This window comes from Leptospira hartskeerlii, assembly GCF_002811475.1.
Classification (GTDB): domain Bacteria; phylum Spirochaetota; class Leptospiria; order Leptospirales; family Leptospiraceae; genus Leptospira_B; species Leptospira_B hartskeerlii.
In genome coordinates this window covers 107,404-126,237 of the sequence record NZ_NPDL01000009.1, presented here as the reverse complement: position 1 = coordinate 126,237, position 18,834 = coordinate 107,404, and the positions used below count along the sequence as shown (strand labels likewise).

Annotated in this window: 13 protein-coding genes; 9 read left to right on the top strand and 4 right to left on the bottom strand. The window is 41.5% G+C overall.

The genetic code is table 11. From position 1 onward, the window contains the following. Positions 1–55: 55 nt before the first annotated feature. Together CH352_RS16240 and CH352_RS16235 are read right to left on the bottom strand one after the other, a co-directional pair. A complete protein-coding gene (locus tag CH352_RS16240; RefSeq protein ID WP_100707903.1) occupies positions 56–694 on the bottom strand; it encodes a TetR/AcrR family transcriptional regulator in 639 nt (212 codons plus the stop codon). A 10-nt stretch (positions 695–704) separates the two neighbouring features. Further along, positions 705–1,706, bottom strand: a complete 1,002-nt coding sequence (locus CH352_RS16235; RefSeq protein WP_100707902.1) for an SDR family NAD(P)-dependent oxidoreductase — start codon at positions 1,704–1,706, stop codon at positions 705–707. A 422-nt stretch (positions 1,707–2,128) separates the two neighbouring features. Here CH352_RS16235 and CH352_RS16230 point away from each other — a divergent pair, with 422 nt between their 5' ends. After that, a complete protein-coding gene (locus tag CH352_RS16230; protein WP_100707901.1) occupies positions 2,129–2,524 on the top strand; it encodes a hypothetical protein in 396 nt (131 codons plus the stop codon). A gap of 3 nt (positions 2,525–2,527) precedes the next feature. Continuing rightward, entirely contained in the window at positions 2,528–2,878 is a 351-nt protein-coding gene (locus CH352_RS16225) for a hypothetical protein (protein ID WP_100707900.1), read from the top strand. A gap of 2 nt (positions 2,879–2,880) precedes the next feature. Here the strand turns inward: CH352_RS16225 and CH352_RS16220 are convergent, their stop codons facing one another. Next, entirely contained in the window at positions 2,881–3,981 is a 1,101-nt protein-coding gene (locus CH352_RS16220; RefSeq protein ID WP_100707899.1) for an AraC family transcriptional regulator, read from the bottom strand. A gap of 344 nt (positions 3,982–4,325) precedes the next feature. Between CH352_RS16220 and CH352_RS16215 the strand changes: the two genes are divergently transcribed. Then, positions 4,326–6,077 (top strand): C45 family autoproteolytic acyltransferase/hydrolase, encoded by a 1,752-nt coding sequence (locus CH352_RS16215; RefSeq protein ID WP_100707979.1) that lies wholly within the window; start codon positions 4,326–4,328, stop codon positions 6,075–6,077. Positions 6,078–6,098: 21 nt separating this feature from the next. Here CH352_RS16215 and ispG read toward each other — a convergent pair whose 3' ends face one another. Then, on the bottom strand, positions 6,099–8,105 hold the full coding sequence (ispG, locus tag CH352_RS16210) for a (E)-4-hydroxy-3-methylbut-2-enyl-diphosphate synthase (RefSeq protein WP_100707898.1): 2,007 nt from the start codon (positions 8,103–8,105) through the stop codon (positions 6,099–6,101). Positions 8,106–8,296: 191 nt separating this feature from the next. On the opposite strand from ispG, the gene CH352_RS16205 reads away from it, so the two are divergent. The 6 genes from CH352_RS16205 (at position 8,297) to gltB (ending at position 18,797) form a co-directional block, all read left to right on the top strand. Then, positions 8,297–8,923: a hypothetical protein gene (locus tag CH352_RS16205; protein ID WP_243396426.1), complete on the top strand. Its 627-nt coding sequence runs from the start codon at positions 8,297–8,299 to the stop codon at positions 8,921–8,923. A 351-nt stretch (positions 8,924–9,274) separates the two neighbouring features. Further along, positions 9,275–10,165 carry a hypothetical protein gene (locus CH352_RS16200; RefSeq protein ID WP_100707897.1) on the top strand — a complete coding sequence of 297 codons (891 nt, stop codon included), beginning with the start codon at positions 9,275–9,277 and terminating at the stop codon, positions 10,163–10,165. Positions 10,166–10,213: 48 nt separating this feature from the next. Further along, positions 10,214–12,298 (top strand): NHL repeat-containing protein, encoded by a 2,085-nt coding sequence (locus CH352_RS16195; RefSeq protein WP_100707977.1) that lies wholly within the window; start codon positions 10,214–10,216, stop codon positions 12,296–12,298. A 140-nt stretch (positions 12,299–12,438) separates the two neighbouring features. After that, positions 12,439–12,756, top strand: coding sequence for a hypothetical protein (locus CH352_RS16190; RefSeq protein ID WP_100707896.1), 318 nt, complete (start codon positions 12,439–12,441; stop codon positions 12,754–12,756). A 70-nt stretch (positions 12,757–12,826) separates the two neighbouring features. Further along, positions 12,827–14,098, top strand: a complete 1,272-nt coding sequence (locus CH352_RS16185) for a hypothetical protein (protein ID WP_100707895.1) — start codon at positions 12,827–12,829, stop codon at positions 14,096–14,098. 211 nt (positions 14,099–14,309) lie between these two features. Then, the gene (gltB, locus tag CH352_RS16180; protein ID WP_100707894.1) at positions 14,310–18,797 is read left to right on the top strand and encodes a glutamate synthase large subunit; all 4,488 of its coding nucleotides are present in this window, start codon (positions 14,310–14,312) and stop codon (positions 18,795–18,797) included. Positions 18,798–18,834: the final 37 nt, after the last annotated feature.

Here is an 18,834-nt window from a genome sequence, read left to right as displayed (position 1 = left end):
TCGGACCGGTGGCGTGATGGAAATTCCTTGGTCAGCGCGTCGCCGGTCTCTTCTTTTAGGAGTTCATTCCTTTCCAAAGCCAGTCAAAGGATTCGGAAAGAGTTTGGTCTAATTCTCCTTCTAAAAGCCAAAGGTTTTTGTTTAAGAATGCTTCCTTTACTCCTTTGGGAGGATTGTGATGCTGCCATAGCATCAAGCCTAAAAAATAAAAACGTAATATAAATTTTCTTGCATTTGCGATTGTAAGCCCGGTTTCTCTGGAAAGCCAGATCCTTGCCAGTTCATCCATTCCGTCGGAAGTATTTTTTTTGAATTCGTATAAAAAGTCCCGATCCACGTTGCTTTCTAAGATCCCTGGAATGATAAGTCCAACGAACATAAAAATTTCGTTTTCAGAAAATTGACGAATGATCTTTTCTTTTAATTTTGCTAAAGAATACTCAGGCCCTTGCAGTAGTTCAGCCATTTCCTTGAAGAAGGATTCCGTTTCTTGCAAATGAAGTGTAAGAAAAATTTCTTCCCTTGTTTTGAAATAGAAATAGATAACACCTTTAGTTACCCCTGCAGATTCCGCGATCTCCTGGGTGCTGGGAAGGGGGTGTTTTTGTTTGACAAGAAGTGTCCGCAAAGCAGCCACAATGGACTGCTTGCGGATTTCCTTTTCTTCCGGTCTTCTTGCTCTTTTTTTATCCACTCTCAGGAAACTATACGGCAGCGGACAACATCCAGTCAACCGTCTCTTGCAGTGATTTTCTGACAGGCATAGGTTTCCATTGAAATTCCTTTGCCAATCGATCTGAGTTATATTCTTGTTTTCTTTGCAGATAGTCTTGCACTATCTCCGCATTGATCTGTCTATCCAAACCGGTGATCGCATGTTTGAAAGCATCCAGATAAGGCATAACTCGAACTATAAAGGATGGAAGTTCCTTGCCGGTCGTTTTTGCTTTAGGATGAATTTCTTTGACTAACTTACAAACTTGAGAAACTGATAATGTTTCGCCGGTTGCAATATATCTCCCTTGTGCAGTGGGATTTTCGTAAGCCAAGATATGCGCCATTGCAACATCTCTCACATCTACGTATGAAAAAGTCATCTTAGGTGCGAATGGAAGTTGTCCTTTCAGAATGTCCTGGATCAGCTTTAAAGAAGAAGTAGGCTGAGTGAACTGAGGGCCTAAAATAGTTCCAGGCAGAACCGTCACAAGATTTAAACCCAACTTTTTAGAAAGTTCCCAAGCCAATTTTTCAGATTGAGTTTTAGAAATCGCATAAGGTTCTTTTGCGGAATCGTTCCAAGTGGATTCATTCAGAGGAGATTCTCCTTCTGCAATTGTTCCCACAGCGGCGATGCTGGAAGTGTAGACGACCTTTTTGATCCCTGCCTTGTGAGCTTCTTCCAAAACATTTCTAGTTCCGTTGATATTCGGTTCCACAACTTCCTTCTGAGGATCTTTGGCAGTCAGATTGAATGCTGCCGCCACTTGGAAGAGGCCATCCTGATCTTGGAGAGCCTTACGAAGAGATTCTCTATCGCCCAGATCTGCGGAAACCAACTTTACTCCTAACTTTTTCAGGTTAGCAGTTTTCTTTGAGTCGTTCGCATCTCTAACGGCTGCTGTTACTTCATAACCTCTTTCTTGAAGAAGTTTTACTAAAGATAAACCTAGGTGTCCGCTGGCACCAGTTACCAATACTTTTTGCATGAGTTCCTACCTCATTAATTAATATACCATTGGGCTATAAATAATATACTAATAGTCAATTATTTTTTAAAAAAAGAAGCCTGAATGGAGAAGTTTGGGTAGAATCCATTGCTGTCATTTTGGCGTATTTTTATGAGAAGAAGCTTGAGTTGGATCCTGTACTAACTTAGGCCTGATCCAAGATCATGAATCGATTATCCATCTTTTCTAAATTTATTTAAGAAATTCTAATAAAAGAAAGAATACTATTGAATTTCATAAAATTATTGACTGGCTTATATAGAAAATCCAAAAAGATTCCTCTTTAAAGTCTCATGTTTTCTAAAAATTTATTTCGTATAGTCGGAATTTTATCATTATTCGTCCTGCTTAGATGTTCAGTTACTCTTGCTCCTTCATACGATCGAGGGCTTATTGAGCGAATGATCAATTCGAACGTGGAATTAATGGAATTTTTTGCCTCTATATCTTCGGGAACATGTAATAGTTCTGAAAAATTCGAGGTAAGGAAAGTTAGTTATTCTTCTTTGATAGGGAAGTTTGATGCGCTTGGGATTTTATCAAGAGTGAGACCCGTCCCTAAGCCTGGACTTTTAGATAAGATCAATGAGGAATTAATTAAGAAGAATATTCCTGTTCCGAAGGAATGGGATATTCCAAGTGCAGTAGCTATGGAAAAAATTTCGGACTCCTTGGCAAAAATGAGAGAGGGTGATTCGAATAAGTGTGTAAATGCTACGGAAATACGTCTTTATAAAAATCAGATTTCGATCTACCTACACCAGGCTCTGACCTACGAAACTTTTTTGGAGAGATGATCTGTGACTTCTAAAAATCCTATCGATACCGTTAAACTTTTGGATGATATAAAAAAAACGGCAACTCAGGTCTTAAAAAAAGACGTCAGCACATACTCTGGTTTCTCCGAAAAACAGCTGAAGGATATTGCAAAACAAGCTGCGGAACTCCAAGCAGGCATTATCAAGGGAGAAGTTTCCAAGGAAAGCGAAGAATATTTTTCTCAAGGGATCAAGGACATGACGGTTAACTTTGCAAACACTCTGGAAGGACTTGCTTTGGTGACTGTGGAGAAACTTTGGAATGCGATCGTAGATGTCGTATGGGAAGCTGTTGAAAAAGGGATTGGGGCTTCTTTACCAAAACCTAAATAAGTTTATTCCTTTTTCTTAATTTTCTGCTTTCTATACAATGCAGGCGACATTCCCATAAATTTTACGAATTGGGAATGGAAGGTAGATTTAGAATTAAAGCCGACTTCGAATCCGATATCTAATACCGAATTTTCGGATTCTTCTATCAATCGTTTGCAGGCTTCTTGCACTCTATATCGATTGATGAGCTCGTAAAAATTCATTTTGTGAACTTCATTTAAATATCTGGAAGTTTGGTGTAGATTTAGTCCAAGCTCTGCGGCTAGATCCACCAGTCTTAATTCGCTGTCTCTGTATAAGTTTTTGATCTCTAAAAGTTCTTTCAGTTTGGAATTAGCTATTTCTACTTCTTTTGATATAAGAGGGGTGTTCTGGTATTTTGCACTTTGGATAACTTGTGTGATCTCGCTGAAAAACCCCGGATGTCTTTCTCTAACCAAGAATAGTAGGAGAACCATAATGCAGATAAGTGAAGCTCCTAGATCGAACAAATATTTGTTCTTTAAGAAGTAGGCAGTTCCTATAAGGCCATTTGCAAATACTGGCAGAAGTAATACAAACCATACCAACTTTAATTCGTACATTTCGTATCTTATGCTTACTTTGTGATAGAGATAGAGACAGAATAAGGAATATACTGAAACTTGGATGCTTGCGATAAAACTTCCCAAATGTGCCCAATCGAGTCTAAATTCTTTAGCTCCTCGTATCACCTGGCTTTTTAATTCCGAGCTGTCTTGGGAAAAGAAGATACATTCGAAAACGGCGAACAACAATACAGGAGAAAAATGTAATCCGTAGCGTAGGAATTTTTCTTTCGGACTTTCTTCTTCGGTTTCTAAGAAGGAGCGGATGTACGTGTAGATGAGTGGTCCGACTGAGATCACACTGGTATGTAAGAATATAAATAGATAAGGAAATTCTAATAAATCATCCTGCAGATACCAAGAATATCTGAGTAGAATGGTTCCGGTTAAGGTCATTATGAGCGCCAAAATCCGATTTCCGGAACCTGGGCGTATGATTTCCAGATAGGCATATATGAATGCAGCTCCAGCCCCGAACTGCAAAAATTTTAGGAAAAATATATGTAGGTATTCCATAGGTTGACTTTCTTAAGTCGGATGCTATTTCATTTCCTGTCCTGTTTTCTGCCAAATAGATTTGAAAGAACTCGGAAAACCAACACTTTCCCCACCTTCGGAATTTGTAGGACCTCCAACAATATTACCTCAAAAAAAGATCCTTGAAAAGGAAGGAATTTTCTGATAGAGCGAAGATCGCCTGAACGCGTAAACCACCGACCGGCCCCCACCCAAGAGGGTGGGGAGTAACTGCAATCGAATCGCGTGTAGGAGGTCCTACGGAATGTCCGATCCGATAAGTTCGGCTATCCGAACCTATGGAGGCGGTCGATGCGTGGGCAGATATCTGGTATGATGTCTCCATGAATTCGGAAACGTATCCACTAGCAGTATTACAACTCAAGGGTTCCCAGGAAGAGATGGGAAGGCAATTCGGAGAGATCATGAATACGATCGGGCAGTTTGAGCCGATCTTCGATTTTTATCCTGTTATGGCCCGCAATCTTTTGTTGGGAAGTTTACCTCGTAGCAATCGAAATTTTTTAGCGAAGGGAGTGACTTCTCTTTTGGTGAATTGGATGTCTAGAAGGATGATGAAGCATAGACCTTCCGAGTTTTCTGCGAGGACGATTGCGGCTCTGACGAGTGCTGGTCGTTCTGCGAAGTTGGAAAAGGAACTTTTTACCATGGATTCTTTTCAGAACTCTGTCGGATTTTTAGGGATGATCCAACTTCTTCCTGAATTGGCGCATATGAGCCCTGGTAGAAGTCCTCAAATGATCCCTGCTTGTACTAGCGTTGCCGTTTGGGGAGAACAAAGCCAGGACGGTAAATTGTATCATGCTCGCAATTTTGATTTTCCTGGCGTGGAAGTTTGGGACAAACGTCCGATCGTAGTTTTTTGCACTCCAGAAAAAGGTTTACGTTATGGTTATATTGCATGCAGAGGCGCGGATGTTCCGGGGATCACTGCGTTTAACGAAGCAGGTCTGACGATTGCGTTCCACACTCGTTTTCATAAAAAGATAGGTTTTAACGGTTTAGGCGTGATCGATTTCGGTCATAAGATCATTTCCGAAGCCAGATCTATTGAAGAAGCCGTAAGTATTGCTAAAAAAAATAAGATCAATTCTACTTGGGGTTTGATCGTCACAAATCATAAGGAGAAGGGACCGAAGGCCGCGATTATCGAGACCAATTACGGAAATGTAGATGTAGTTTATCCTAAATTAGGAAAAGATCATATTGTTAATACGAACCATTATCAAAGTGAAAAACTGCAGGAAGGGGAGATTATGGCCGCTCCTGTTTTCTATCATCATTGCATCAGTCGTTTTGATCGGGCAGAGCAACTTCTTTCTGCTCAAAAAAAGAGAAAGGGAACCAATGTTGTTGATCTTCAAAATCTTTTGGATGATACGGTCGATTGCTCCAGCGGAGAAGTTAGAACTATGGGCTCTACTATTCGTCAGATCACTTCTGTTAAGTCCGTGGTAATGAGTGCGGAGGCCCGTAAAATTTTTGTCTCTGTGGGCACTGCCCCAACTAGTAGCGGTCCATATATGGAGATCCCTATGGCTTGGGGAGAACCAGGTTATAAACTTTTGGATCTTTCCGATATTAAAAAAGGAAAAAGGAAGAAAGTTTCCTCCTCTAAAAATCCTAAGGCGGGTTCCGCGATCAAACATTATAAAAAAGCAATGCTCATCAATGACGATCCGGAAATGGGCGGGATAGACGATATCCTTCAGGAATTGCAGAAGGCAAATGAGGAATTTACAGGCAAGGATCCTTCTATCCTTTTCTTAGAAGCAATTTTATATCTGGAAAAAGGAAATCTGAACAAGGCTGCGTTCTTATTGGAACAAGCGGAAAGTTTGGAGACTTCTTCTTTCAGAAAGCAGCAAAGTGCATTGTGGCTGGCTAGGACTCAGTCGGTTTTGGGTAAACAAAAGATAGCAGATCATTTTTACGATAAGATCAAAAATTCTAAAACGGAATTTTCCACTCAGGTTTGGAAACAGAAAGCGTTCCAAGACAAGGGCAAATATTCCGCTAAGAAGTTGAGACAGGTTTCTCCGAATTTTATTATCGTAGAGGCGAACGAGCTTTAAATAAGCGAAACTGGACGAGGATCAGTGGCCGGTTTCGCTGGCTACTGATTCTCTTTCCATCCACATTCCCGAGTCTTTGATTAGCTGGACGAGTCTTTCGTCCGCTTCTTCGGAAGGAACGTTTTTAAGTACGATTTCCTTCCCGCGATATAAATGCACTTTGCCTGGGCCTGCGCCTACGTAACCGAAATCAGCATCCGCCATTTCCCCGGGGCCGTTCACTATGCAGCCCATGACTGCTATCTTGACTCCTTTTAAGTGGCCTGTTTTTTCTTTGATTCGTGCGGTTGTGGTTTGAAGATCGAATAATGTTCTTCCACAAGAAGGACAGGAAATATATTCCGTTTTTGTAAGTCTTAATCTTGTAGCTTGTAGGATATCAAACCCGAGTTGCAAAACTGCTTCCGGTTCGCTATCAATTACTTTGATCCGAAGCATGTCCCCGATCCCATCAGTCAACATTCCTCCGATCCCTATAGAAGATTCGTATAATGCAGTTTCCATATCCGGATATTCTGCACTCAGGAAGATTGGATAATCAAAATCGCTGAGTATTCGCGCTAATTTTCTATAATCGTGCAATATATGGAAAGTTTGAATGGAGAATGTTATGGATTCTATTCCTGCATTCTTAAATTCTTCGGGTAGTCCTTTTAGACTTTCGATTTGATATGCTTGGACGTTTAGTTCAGTGATCCCTTTTCCTTCTCTTTTATGCAAAAATTCTAATAAAGAATCCCTATTTTGGAAATGATGGAATGGATCTATTGTTACCTTAGAAAAGGGGATCAGATCCTCTAATAGATCTTCGAGTAGTAGTTCGTTTTGTTCTACGATAACTCCCATTGGCACGGAGGAAGACTTGCTTGCTGAAATACATTCTTCTCTCAGGAATTCGTCTGTTGGTAGAGGCACTGAAACCATTTCCAGTTCTAAGGACCTGGATCTAGCGTAATTTTTAAGTGAGGCGAGCTCTTGCGAAAATCCACTTTCTGATTCGAAAGGTAGAATGGATTCGATCCGAACCGCATGGTTCTCTCCGAGTGAAAGACTTCCTATATGGGTCGGTTTGCTATAAAATCTTTGGTAAGAGTAAGGGTTTCTGAATTCGGAATATCCGCTGCTTTGGGTTTCCGGAAATCTAAGTCGATTGTATTTGTCCGCGAGTAATCTCGCGACTGGAACTTCGTGGATCGGATCTTCCGTTAAGGAAACTCTGATCGTGTCTCCGAGGCCATCTTCTAATAAGGAACCGATACCGATCGCGGATTTGATCCTTCCGTCTTTTCCATCTCCGGCTTCAGTCACTCCTAAGTGCAATGGATAATCCATCTGCAATTCCATGAAGCGGCTACATAATAATCGATAAGCTTGAACCATCACTTGTGGATTGGAAGCCTTCATACTTACTATGATATCTTTATAAGAAAGACTTTCTGCGATCCGAATGAATTCTATCGCCGACTCCACCATTCCCTGCGGTGTGTCTCCATATTTATTCATAATACGATCTGACAAGGAACCGTGATTTGTCCCTATTCTCATAGAGACTCCCAACTCTTTACAACGAAGTACTAATGGACTGAATACTTCCGAGATCCTTTCTAATTCTTCTTTGTATTCAAGTTCTGAATAATCTCTGACTGCGAATTTTTTCTTATCTGCGAAGTTGCCAGGATTTATACGGACCTTCTCCACCCATTCTACAGATTTCATTGCGACACTTGGAGTAAAATGGATATCAGCTACTAGTGGAACTTTACTTCCTAATCGTTTGAGTTCTTTGCGGATATTCGGCAAATTATCCGCATCCGGTTGAGAAGGTACAGTCAATCGAACGATCTCGCAACCTGCTGCTTCTAATTCCAGGATTTGTCTAACGGAGTTTTCAGTGTCTCTAGTGTCCGCAGTGATCATGGATTGGATGCGGATCGGATTATTTCCACCGATCCCAACATCTCCTACTTTTACCTCTCTAGTTCTGCGGCGTTGGTAAGAGAATGGAGAATAATTGTATCGGAAGTTCATGAGTGCTCTCTAGTTCCATTAAGAAGGGGACGAACCGCTTGTCATTTAGGATTTTTCCCGAATAAGCCCGAATCTGCGGAGTTTTTGGGGATTTGTAGTAGATCCTACCTCGAGAAGTAGCGGTCAAAAGGGCGGGCAAATTGAATAAATTGACTGGAAAAGCGAAATCATCAGGATTGTTGGAACCCGATATGAATCTACTGAAACGTTTTTTTTCTAAGATAGAATCCCCGGAAGAGGCAGAGTTTTTTCTGAATTCCTCTTCTTATATTTTGGTTTTGATCGGATTTCTGCAGAGTATTCTTTTTACTTTCCTTTTGGGATCTTTTAGGAACTTCTATATGGATGTTCTTCTTCTTTTTATTTTCGGGGTCGTGATCCGATTTTCCAGAAGTAGGGTCTCCGTTATTCTTCTTTGTATCTATTCTATAATCATTCTTCTCGGAACAACATTGACTTGGTTTGGGATCGCTGCTGGCGGTGGAAATAATATATTTCTAGCGTTAATGTTACTTCTTCTTTCTATACGAACCGTACAAGTAAGTTTTAAATTCCATATGTTAAGGGAAACAAAACTTGTTTGGAAGAATATTTTGGTCCGCCATCTGATTGCGATCGGATTGGCATTTGTACTTTCTTCTTCTTTGTTTATCTCCTTTATAATGATCTCTAAATTTTTAGGGATTACGGAGATGAGCAGTCTTCATGGAGAGATTATCTTTGAATCTCTTCCGATCTCCTATATTCTTCTTTTACTTCCGGGACTTCCCTGGGCTAAAAAAAGAAGAATGTACACTTTCTCCGAAAGTCTTTCTTAAACGTCGGTCTATATTCCAATTTTTGAACATGGTTTGGTCAGTTTAAGATCTGTAGTGAACGTTATAATAATAATGAGCTTTTACTCACTTTTTTTCTGAAAGACTTAAAAAATCTAAAAATAAGATCATCGCGATTTGTTATGGTGTTAACCGGCCGGGGAACCTATATACACACATAACGTTGCGGTTTGTCCGTTGTTTTGAGATCAAAACATCTGATCAATCCGTATAACAGACGTTTGTTCCTCGATTTGTGTCGTTTATTCCGAGCGACTTTGAGATTTTCTTAAATAACTCGGAAAAATACACCAGGGATGAGCTAATTGGGAAAAACGTTATATTGGAATCTAGATGAAATTTTTAAATAAAAAGCAACGTTTTATAAAGATCTTACCGGTGCTCGGGATCTTTTGCGTTCTATATTGTTCCGAGGATGCAAAGAGTATTGCAGAACTAACCGCTGCCGCAAAAGCAGTTTTAGACGGAGTTGCTGCTCCTGTTCCAGTTCCTCCTGGAGATCCTGCTCCTCCGGGCCAGCCTGAAAACGCTCCTGATTTGCAAGATTCTACAATTACAAGTTTTGATATTTCTAGTGGAACTAACTTTAACGGTCTATTTTCTATCCAAGCTATTAATTATAATTTACCAGTTCATGACAATACCTCGGTCTCCGCATTTATCGGAGGCCAGAGTATGAAATTAATGCCTGATAACACTGTGGTGAATTCTTTCTCTCATTGGACTGTTAAAGCGGGGCAACTTGCGCAGGCCGGAGCAAGTCCTCCTGCCTTGATCGGACCTTCGGATAGGAAATTAAAAATACTCATTATCGCTCGAAACGAATTCGGGATCTCTTCAAAAGTAAAGCAAGTAGGCCAAACTCATTTTTGCACTGGGGCGGCTAGTCTTCCTTCCACTGTAGGGAATTGTGGAACTGTTTGTGCTACTGCAACATTGAGTGGAGATAATGTAGAATTTAAGGCACAGAAGACGATATCAATTGATACATTAGCATATCTTTATGTTGATATCTCTGTTTCCCAGCCGATTTCTTTTTCCATACCTGCAATTCCTTTCAGTTATTTCGAAATATTTGATCCGATCCCAGTGGGAACGTATGAAGTAACCAGCAGTTTGAATCATACTACCTTCGATTACATGTGCGTGGAAATGTCTTCTTATTCGTATGTGGATGGCCCCTTTGACGACGAGTTTATAAGAGGGAAAGTGATCATTCCGTGATCTTGAAACATAAGTGAAAATTATTAAATTATAATGTTTTGGGAATTTATGAAGAAGTTATTTTTTCTTATATTGATCTTTAATTTTTCTTTTTTTATAGGATGTTCTTCCGAGGGCGGAGGTTTTGATCCTGTGTCCGCACTTCTTGCGACGATTTATAGCGGTTCTTCAACTCCCGGAGAAAATCCTCCTCCAGGAGAGGCTGGAGCTCCTACATGGGTAATTGCTTCCGATGCTGCATTCAGTGATAAGGTAGAAGTTCGTTGGGATCCCGTTCCCGCCCAGGAATACAGGGTCTTAAAAAAATCGGTATTTGAATCTACTTTCCAGCAGATTGGCTCAGTGACCGACCCTGTTTATTCGGATCCTGTTTCAAATTCCCAAAGTTTGTTTCAGTATGCGATCCAAGTTGTAGATCTGGAAGGTAAAATTTCCCCTGTTAGTATTTTTGATACTGGGACTGTTGGATTCAATTCATCTTGTTCTACAAAATTGAATTCTCTTGGAGGAGGGACTTCTCTATATTCAAGGTTCAAGAATGGTTTTCCTGGAACAGCGATTTCGATTTCTTCCTTTGGAAACTCAGTGCTTGTTGCAAGCGGTACAAACGTATATTTACTGAATGTGAACGGAGATATGATTGGTGTTTGGACCGGCATCTCTCCTAAGGCAATGGTTGTGGATGTTTCTAACCGTATATTTGCCTTGGTGGGAATGAAAATATTCGAACTGAATTCTGATTGTACCCAAACAAGTTTGATCGATCTTCCTGGGGATTCTTCTCCTAAAGATTTGGCCTTGGATACTTCCGGAAACTTGTATATCAGCGAAGCAAATTTTAATACCGGGACAGATCGTATTTTCAAATATTCTTCTGCGGGGGATTTGCTTAAAACTTGGGACCTTCCAGGAACATTCAGACAACCTAATGCGATCTTTATTCATCCTTCCGATAATAGCTTGTTAGTGGCGGACAATTCTTCTTTTAATTTGTATCAATACGATATAAGTGGAGATACTCCTGTTCAACTTGCGTCCAAAGAGATTACTGTTGGTCAGATCATTGATATGACTATGAGCGGCGTTCAGATCCTTGTTGCCATCCAACAGAATTCTGCTTCGGATTTCGGACCTCATTTAGTCCGATTCCATAGTGGAATGTCGGGTGGCTCAGTGACTATGAGGATCAACCCTGCTGGATTTTCTACGATACAGAGTATTGCAACAGATAATCGTAATGGAAATGTTTTTGCCGTGGATACGGAAAGATCTTCTATTCTTTCCTGCGCTGCCCCAATTTTTTCGAATTGTTCTCCTAGTTTAGTCGGAATTTCTCCTTTGAGAATCGTTCGAGATGACAAGAAGAATTTTTACATCCTTCATGCAACAAAACAGATCACTAAACTGAATTCAAATGGAGCTCATCTTTCCAGTTTTATTTTACCTTCTTTCCAAGGATCTGCAATTCAGGGTGCGGATATGGAGATTGATGGGGACTTCTTATACATTTCCGGCAGAAATGATTCGGACACAAAAGTTTTGGTAAAGGTCAAAACAGATTTTACTGGAGTGACTACTCGAAATCTACCTGCAAATTCATTTGTTCCTTTTACGAATATCGCTGTGACCGATGGAAAAGTATTCAGTGACTTTGTGGATTTTGGAGAAGAGGACACTTTTACGTATTTGAATTTCTCTTCTGTTAATGGGGGAGGGGAAGGTAATTTTGTAGATCAGACTTATAGAGAATCTTTCATTTTGAGTACAGATGAATTAGAAACAGACTATGCGGGGATTTTTTATCATATGATCACCGCTTTAGGAGAAAGCGGTGATCTTCATACTTCTATCTCTAAATTTAATTCCAAAACTTTAGAATGGAATAATTTGGTCCAATCCGCTACGACTCCTTTCCAACAGATCACAACTGATAAGTCCGGGAATTTATACACCTTAGAAGGAACTTCTAACAGCGGATACAAGATATTCAAGAGAGATAGCAACTTCACTGAGCTGAATCAGACTTCTATTCCTACGAATCAGATCTCGCCGTCAGCGTTTTATGTTTCAGATACTGGAGATTCTTCTTTCCTCGCGACCCCTTTGAGTCTGCACAAAATTATGTTACCTTAATGTGAGCCAACTCATCGGTAGGATTTTAATTTTCCAAAAGTAAAAAAATTCTAAGGCCCGAATTTGAGATCGGGGGGTGTAAAATCCGATACTTTGGTTATAGAAAGTCTGGTAAGATTTTCGAAACAAAGGGCCTAGGCATGGAATTTCTGGAACCAAAAGACCTGACGGAAAATAAATCCTACCGGATCCGCCTAACTGTTGCCATCTACAGAAATAATATTTTATCCTATAAGAACGATATAGTAGTTCCTTCGGTTTATATTAGAAGGAACGAAGCAAGAGCTCATATCCGCAAAGAAGTGACAGAACGTCTGGCACATTCTTCTTTTTTTCGTTCTCCTCGTCCGGATTATGATCTGGTTCGTTATTCTGAAGAAGCTACTTGTAACACATTCCTGAGATACAGGATTATCAGCGGAAGTCCCAGCGAAGAGACCATACCTAAGACTGTTTAAGAAGGATTCGTAACTTAATTGTCTTGAATTCCGGTCTAGGGTTGTAAAAACTTGACTGCGAATCCGGATTATGGCAGATAAAAAGGTCATAGAAAAAAATTCCCATGGAGAGTACGTTCTAACTGCGTACGGGGAATTTTTAAGTTATTTTCATACTCATATCCAACTTTTCGGGACATTGATCTCGGCTAAAAAAATTCCCGCCAAAGAACAAGAAGCGCTTAAGACAAAACTTCGCTCTTATATCTCAAGCAACGTCCAAAAGACGGATCATTTTTTCGATCAACTTCCTCAGTTTGCTCAGTTCCTCGGAATGGGCTCTGGGGAGCTTTCTTCCTATATGAACAGGAACTTCTTGGGTGCGTTGAATAAGGTAAAAACCAAACTTATAGAACAAGAATCCACGGCAGAACAAACTCCTCGTAAGAAAAAATTTTCTAAAATCTCTGATGAGATCATAGAAGGACTTGGATTCACTTTCCCTGCGGGGCATAGATTCGAATCGGAAGAAGGAATGATCTATCTGGTGGAGATCTCCACCGGTAAAAAAAGAGAAGCAGCAGCCTTGGGAGAAGTCGCAAGAGAAACTGCAGCGGCAGGAGCGGCAGCAAGACCTGTTCCAGCTGCACCGGTCCGCAGAGGGCCTGAAACTCCGATCTTAAAAGAAATATTAGAAAAATATGGTGAACTATTCTCCGGTAAACCTTTGATCATGAAGGTAGAAGAATTGGAAGAAGATGATTCTCCTGTCCAAATGGGAGAAGATATTCTTTCCGATGTGGAAGATCTTCATTTCGATGGGGACTTTGGGGGAGATTCTCCTAGCTTCTCCGAACCTCCAGTGAGTATTCCATTTTCTAAATATATGGACCAAGTCGGAAAGGTCCGAGTTTTTCAGAAAGCGGGACAACTAGATGAATACAAACGTTGGGTCGCATCTTTACCTGTAGAAGAAAATGCACTTGTTCAATTACAAACTTCTCTTTTGAAAGAATCCAGGGGAGAAGTAGTAGAATGGGATGGAACTCTCGGTCAACTTGGCTCTCGCACAGGTCTTTCGGAATCTAGGCTTAGAAAAGTATTGGAACTAGGACGCGATTTTTTCCGTATTCGAAATCAATTAGAATCCTCTTGGAATAAAGCAAGGACTGCAAGTCCAGCAGTAGCGGAACTTGTAAAAAAAGCATGGCCTCATATTCTGAGAGTCATGGATGAATATCCTGATTTCACTCAGATCAAAGGAAAGATGGATCAACTTCTTTCCCGTATCCCAGATGCCAGTCAGAGAAAGATCTTAACAGATTTATTCTTAAACCCGGTTCTTTCCATTCGCAGAAACTAAGTTTATAAGTCGAATCTAGGCTCTTTGCGGCCTTCTACCCTGAAAAAGATCGTTTTCAAACTAGGCACTCGTAAATTTACTGGTCTAAGAATCGGACATTTGCTACAAAATTCAGCCAAACATCGCGTGGGTGGGGGTTTCCTCTGTCCGTGGACCAAGGCCAAAGCAGTGTCCCGGATTTTATATCAACCCTAAAGAGGAACCTTAGCGGATGTTAAACCTTGACGAACAGTTGCGGATCCAAAAGTACTTGGAGGAAAACGGTCTATACGACAAGTCCTTCGAGCGCGATAACTGCGGAGTAGGCTTCGTCGCTTCTTATAAGGGCGAGTCCAATCACCGAGTTGTATCAATGGGTTTGAAGGCGGTCGCATGCCTTACCCACCGCGGAGCCGTAGATGCAGATATGCAAACCGGAGACGGCGCCGGGATCATGATCCGTATCCCTAAGAAACTGTTCGCGAAGTACATCGAGGAGATGGGTCATAGACGCCCTGACGAAGATTCCATCGGTGTGGGGATGGTGTTCCTACCAAGAGAGGACATAGACAAACAAGATGTTTGCCGTAGCCTCATTGAATCAGCACTTATGCAATTCAACTTCAAGCTTTATGCTTGGAGATATGTTCCCGTAAATCCTGAGGTTTTAGGACCTAAGGCGAACGCTTCTCGTCCTCAGATCGAACAAGTATTGATCGGAAAACCGGACGGGATGTCCAACGACGATTTCGAGACTAAATTATTCCTGATCCAAAAGAAAGTGATGAGGGACGCTCTTAAACTTTCCATGAGCGAGGACTTCTATATTTGTTCCTTCTCATCCGAAAGGATCACTTTTAAAGGATTATTCAACGGGAACCAGGTCTCTCAATTTTATGAGGATCTAAAAAGTGAGGAGATGGTTTCTCCTTATTGTATCTTCCACCAGAGATATTCTACGAACACTTTCCCAAGTTGGGCATTAGCACAACCTTTCCGTATTCTTGCTCATAACGGAGAGATCAATACAATCGTAGGAAACAGGATTTGGATGCTCGCGAGAGAAGAAGAACTTGCCTGCGAAAAATGGGGAGAGTTCCAAAAAGAGATCCATCCGATCATCAGACCTCATTTATCCGACTCGGCAAGTTTGGACAACGCAATGGAAGCGATTGTACGTTCCGGGAAGGACGTTCTTCATGCCAAAGCGATGTTGATCCCAAATGCATGGAGTAAAAACGTTCAGATGTCCGAAGGACTGAAATCGTTTTACGAATACAATAACACTTTGACTGAACCATGGGACGGACCGGCTGCACTTGCTTTCGCAGAAGGCGACTGGATCGGCGGAAGTTTGGACAGAAACGGACTTCGTCCTGCAAGATATGTTGTGACCGAAGACGGACTAGTTGTTATGGGTTCCGAAACTGGACTCGTTCATATAGACGAAGAGATCATCACCAAAAAAGGAAGATTGGGTCCTGGTGATATGCTCGCGGTCAACTTGAAAGAAGGAAAAATCTATTTCAACGAAGACATCAATACTCTATTCGAGAAAAAATACGATTATAGAGAATGGTCTAAAGAGAATGTTGAGTATCTGGACCAAACTATTGATGAGTCCATCGCTAAAACTATAACTTATAGCGGAGATGAACTAAGAAGAAGACAGATTTTATTCGCATATTCTCCATACAAACAAAAAGCGGTGATTAAACCTCAGGCGATCGCAGGAAAAGAAGCGATCGGTTCCATGGGGGATGATACTCCTTTGTCAATACTTATGCTCTCTCGCATCGGATTGTATACATACTTCCGCCAGAGATTTGCGCAGGTTACAAATCCGCCGATCGATTATCTAAGGGAGAAGGGAGTAACTTCTCTTTATACTCGTCTTGTTAAGAAGACAAATCTTTTCGCAGACGAAAAACCTCAGAACTGTCTAGTACTTTCTCATCCTTACCTGACTAATCTTGGATTACAAAGGATCAGGGATAAGGACGGAAAACAATACAAGGTAGTTACCTTAGACGCGACTTTCGAAGCTCATCATGAGCCTGACGCGGCGCGAAATTATCTAGAACTCGCATTGGATCAGTTGCTTGCGGATGCAGTGAAAGCTGCAGAATCCGGAGTAAATATCCTGATTCTTTCGGATAAAAAACTGAACAAAGATCGCGCTCCTATTCCTATGGAACTAGCGGTTGCTGCAGTTCATAACCACTTGATCCGTAACAAAAAACGTGCGGCTACGAGCATCCTTGTAGAGACCGGGTCTGCATTCGAAATTCATAATGTGGCAGTTCTACTCGGTTACGGGGCTTCCGGAGTGAACAGTTATCTGATCTGGGATACTCTTCACGACCTATGGACCAAGGGAGATTTCGATGCAGAAGACGGCACTCGTCCTTCTTTTGCTTCTCTTTGCACAAACTATCGTGCGGGAGTGGATGACGGACTTCTGAAAATCATGTCCAAGATGGGAATTTCCATCATGTCTTCCTATGTAGGTGGACAGGTATTCGAAGCAATCGGACTTTCTAGAACTCTGATCTCTAAATATTTCCCGGGAACTTATTCCAGAATTTCGGGAATTGGTATCGGTGGTATAGAACAGAATATTCTACGCAACCACGACTCTGCATTTAACAAAGAGATCAATCCTGAAGACTTTATCTCTGAGAAGGACGATCAGCCTCATAGATGGTCTCCTAAAGTAGTGAAATTCATCCGTAAAGCTGCGGTGGATAATGACTACGAAGCATTCTTAGAAGCTTCTAAATTAATGGAAGAAAGTGATCCGATCAATATCAGAGATCTATTCGATTTCGTAGATCGTTCTCCTGTTCCAATCGAAGAAGTAGAAACAGTTTCCGAGATCCAAAAACGTTTCTTAACTCCAGGCATGAGCCATGGTGCACTTTCTATCGAAGCTCACACTGACCTTGCGATAGCAATGAACCGTTTGGGTTCTAAGTCTTCCTCCGGAGAAGGTGGAGAACATCCATCTCGTTACGTTGTTGATGAGAAGGGAGACTTGGCGAATTCTTCCATCAAACAAGTGGCTTCCGGAAGATTCGGGGTAACTTCAGAATATCTGAACTCTGCAAAAGAATTGGAGATCAAGATCGCTCAAGGAGCAAAACCTGGAGAAGGTGGACAACTTCCAGGTAAGAAGAATAACGAGGAGATCGCGACGAACCGTCATACTCCTCAGGGAATCGATCTGATCTCTCCTCCACCTCACCACGATATTTATTCTATCGAGGACTTGTCGCAGTTGATCTACGACTTGAAACAAGCAAACCATACCGCTCAAGTATCGGTAAAACTGGTATCCGAAGCGGGAGTGGGAACGATTGCTGCAGGCGTTGCGAAAGCTAACGCAGATGTAATCTTGATCTCAGGGCATGTGGGAGGAACCGGAGCGGCTTCTCTTACTTCTATCAAACATGCCGGATCTCCTTGGGAATTAGGTCTTTCTGAAACACATCAAGTTTTAGTAATGAACGGATTGAGAGATAGAGTGGTTCTTCGTACTGACGGTGGTATCGTTTCCGGAAGGGACGTGATCATCGCTGCATGTTTAGGTGCGGAAGAATACGGGATCGGAACTGCTTCTCTTGTAGCATTAGGTTGTATCATGGCAAGAAAATGCCATCTGAACAACTGTCCTACTGGAATTGCTACACAAGATCCTAAGTTTAGAGCGAAATACAAAGGATCTCCTGATCAAGTTGCGACTCTGATGACACTTCTTGCCATGGAAGTTCGAGAGTATCTGGCGAAGTTAGGATTCCGCTCTATGGACGAGATCATAGGAAGAACGGATCTTCTGAAACAGATCACACGTTATGAGCAAGATCGTTTAGATTCTTTGGACTTAAATCCGATCTTAGTTCGTCTTCCTCTTCTTTACGATCCTAAGAAGAAAAAAGACAGATTCGTAAGAAGAGAATCTGTCGGAGAAGTTTTGGACGATCGTATCCTGAAAGATGCGGAGCCTGCGTTAGAAGGAAAAACTTCCATGTCCCTTTCTTATTCCGTGAAGAATACGAACAGAACTGTGGGAGCAAAAGTTTCCGGAATTATCGCACGTAAATACGGAGCTAAAGGTCTTCCTGGAAAACTAGAAATTATTCTCGAAGGAACTGCTGGTCAGTCCTTGGGAGCATGGCTCGTGAAAGGAGTGCAGATCACTCTTCATGGAGATGCAAACGACTATGTAGGAAAAGGACTCTGCGGTGGAACTATCGTGGTCCGCAAGCATAGACGTTCCAAACTAAATGCGTATGAGAATGTGATCATCGGTAATACCTGTCTTTACGGTGCTACTTCCGGAAAACTTTTTAGTTCCGGTAGGGCAGGAGAAAGATTCGGGGTTAGGAACTCCGGAGCGGACGCAGTAGTCGGCGGAGCAGGTGACCACTTCTTAGAATACATGACCAGTGGAACAATCGTTTGTTTGGGAACAGTAGGTAAGAACATGGGTGCCGGTATGACCGGAGGAAAAGCTTACTTCTTCCAAAAAAATTGGGAATTGGAGCCTTTGATCAATAAAGAATATGTAAAAATCGTGGATCTTGAAAATGAAGATTACGATATCATAAAGTCTTTGATTACTGAACACACTAAGTTGACCGGATCCGAACTTTCTGAAGAGATCCTGAAAACTTGGGACGCGTCCAAAAAATATTTCGTAAAAGTTACTCCTAAATAAAGTAACTCTCGGATTAATTTCTCAGGCTGAAGGGCAA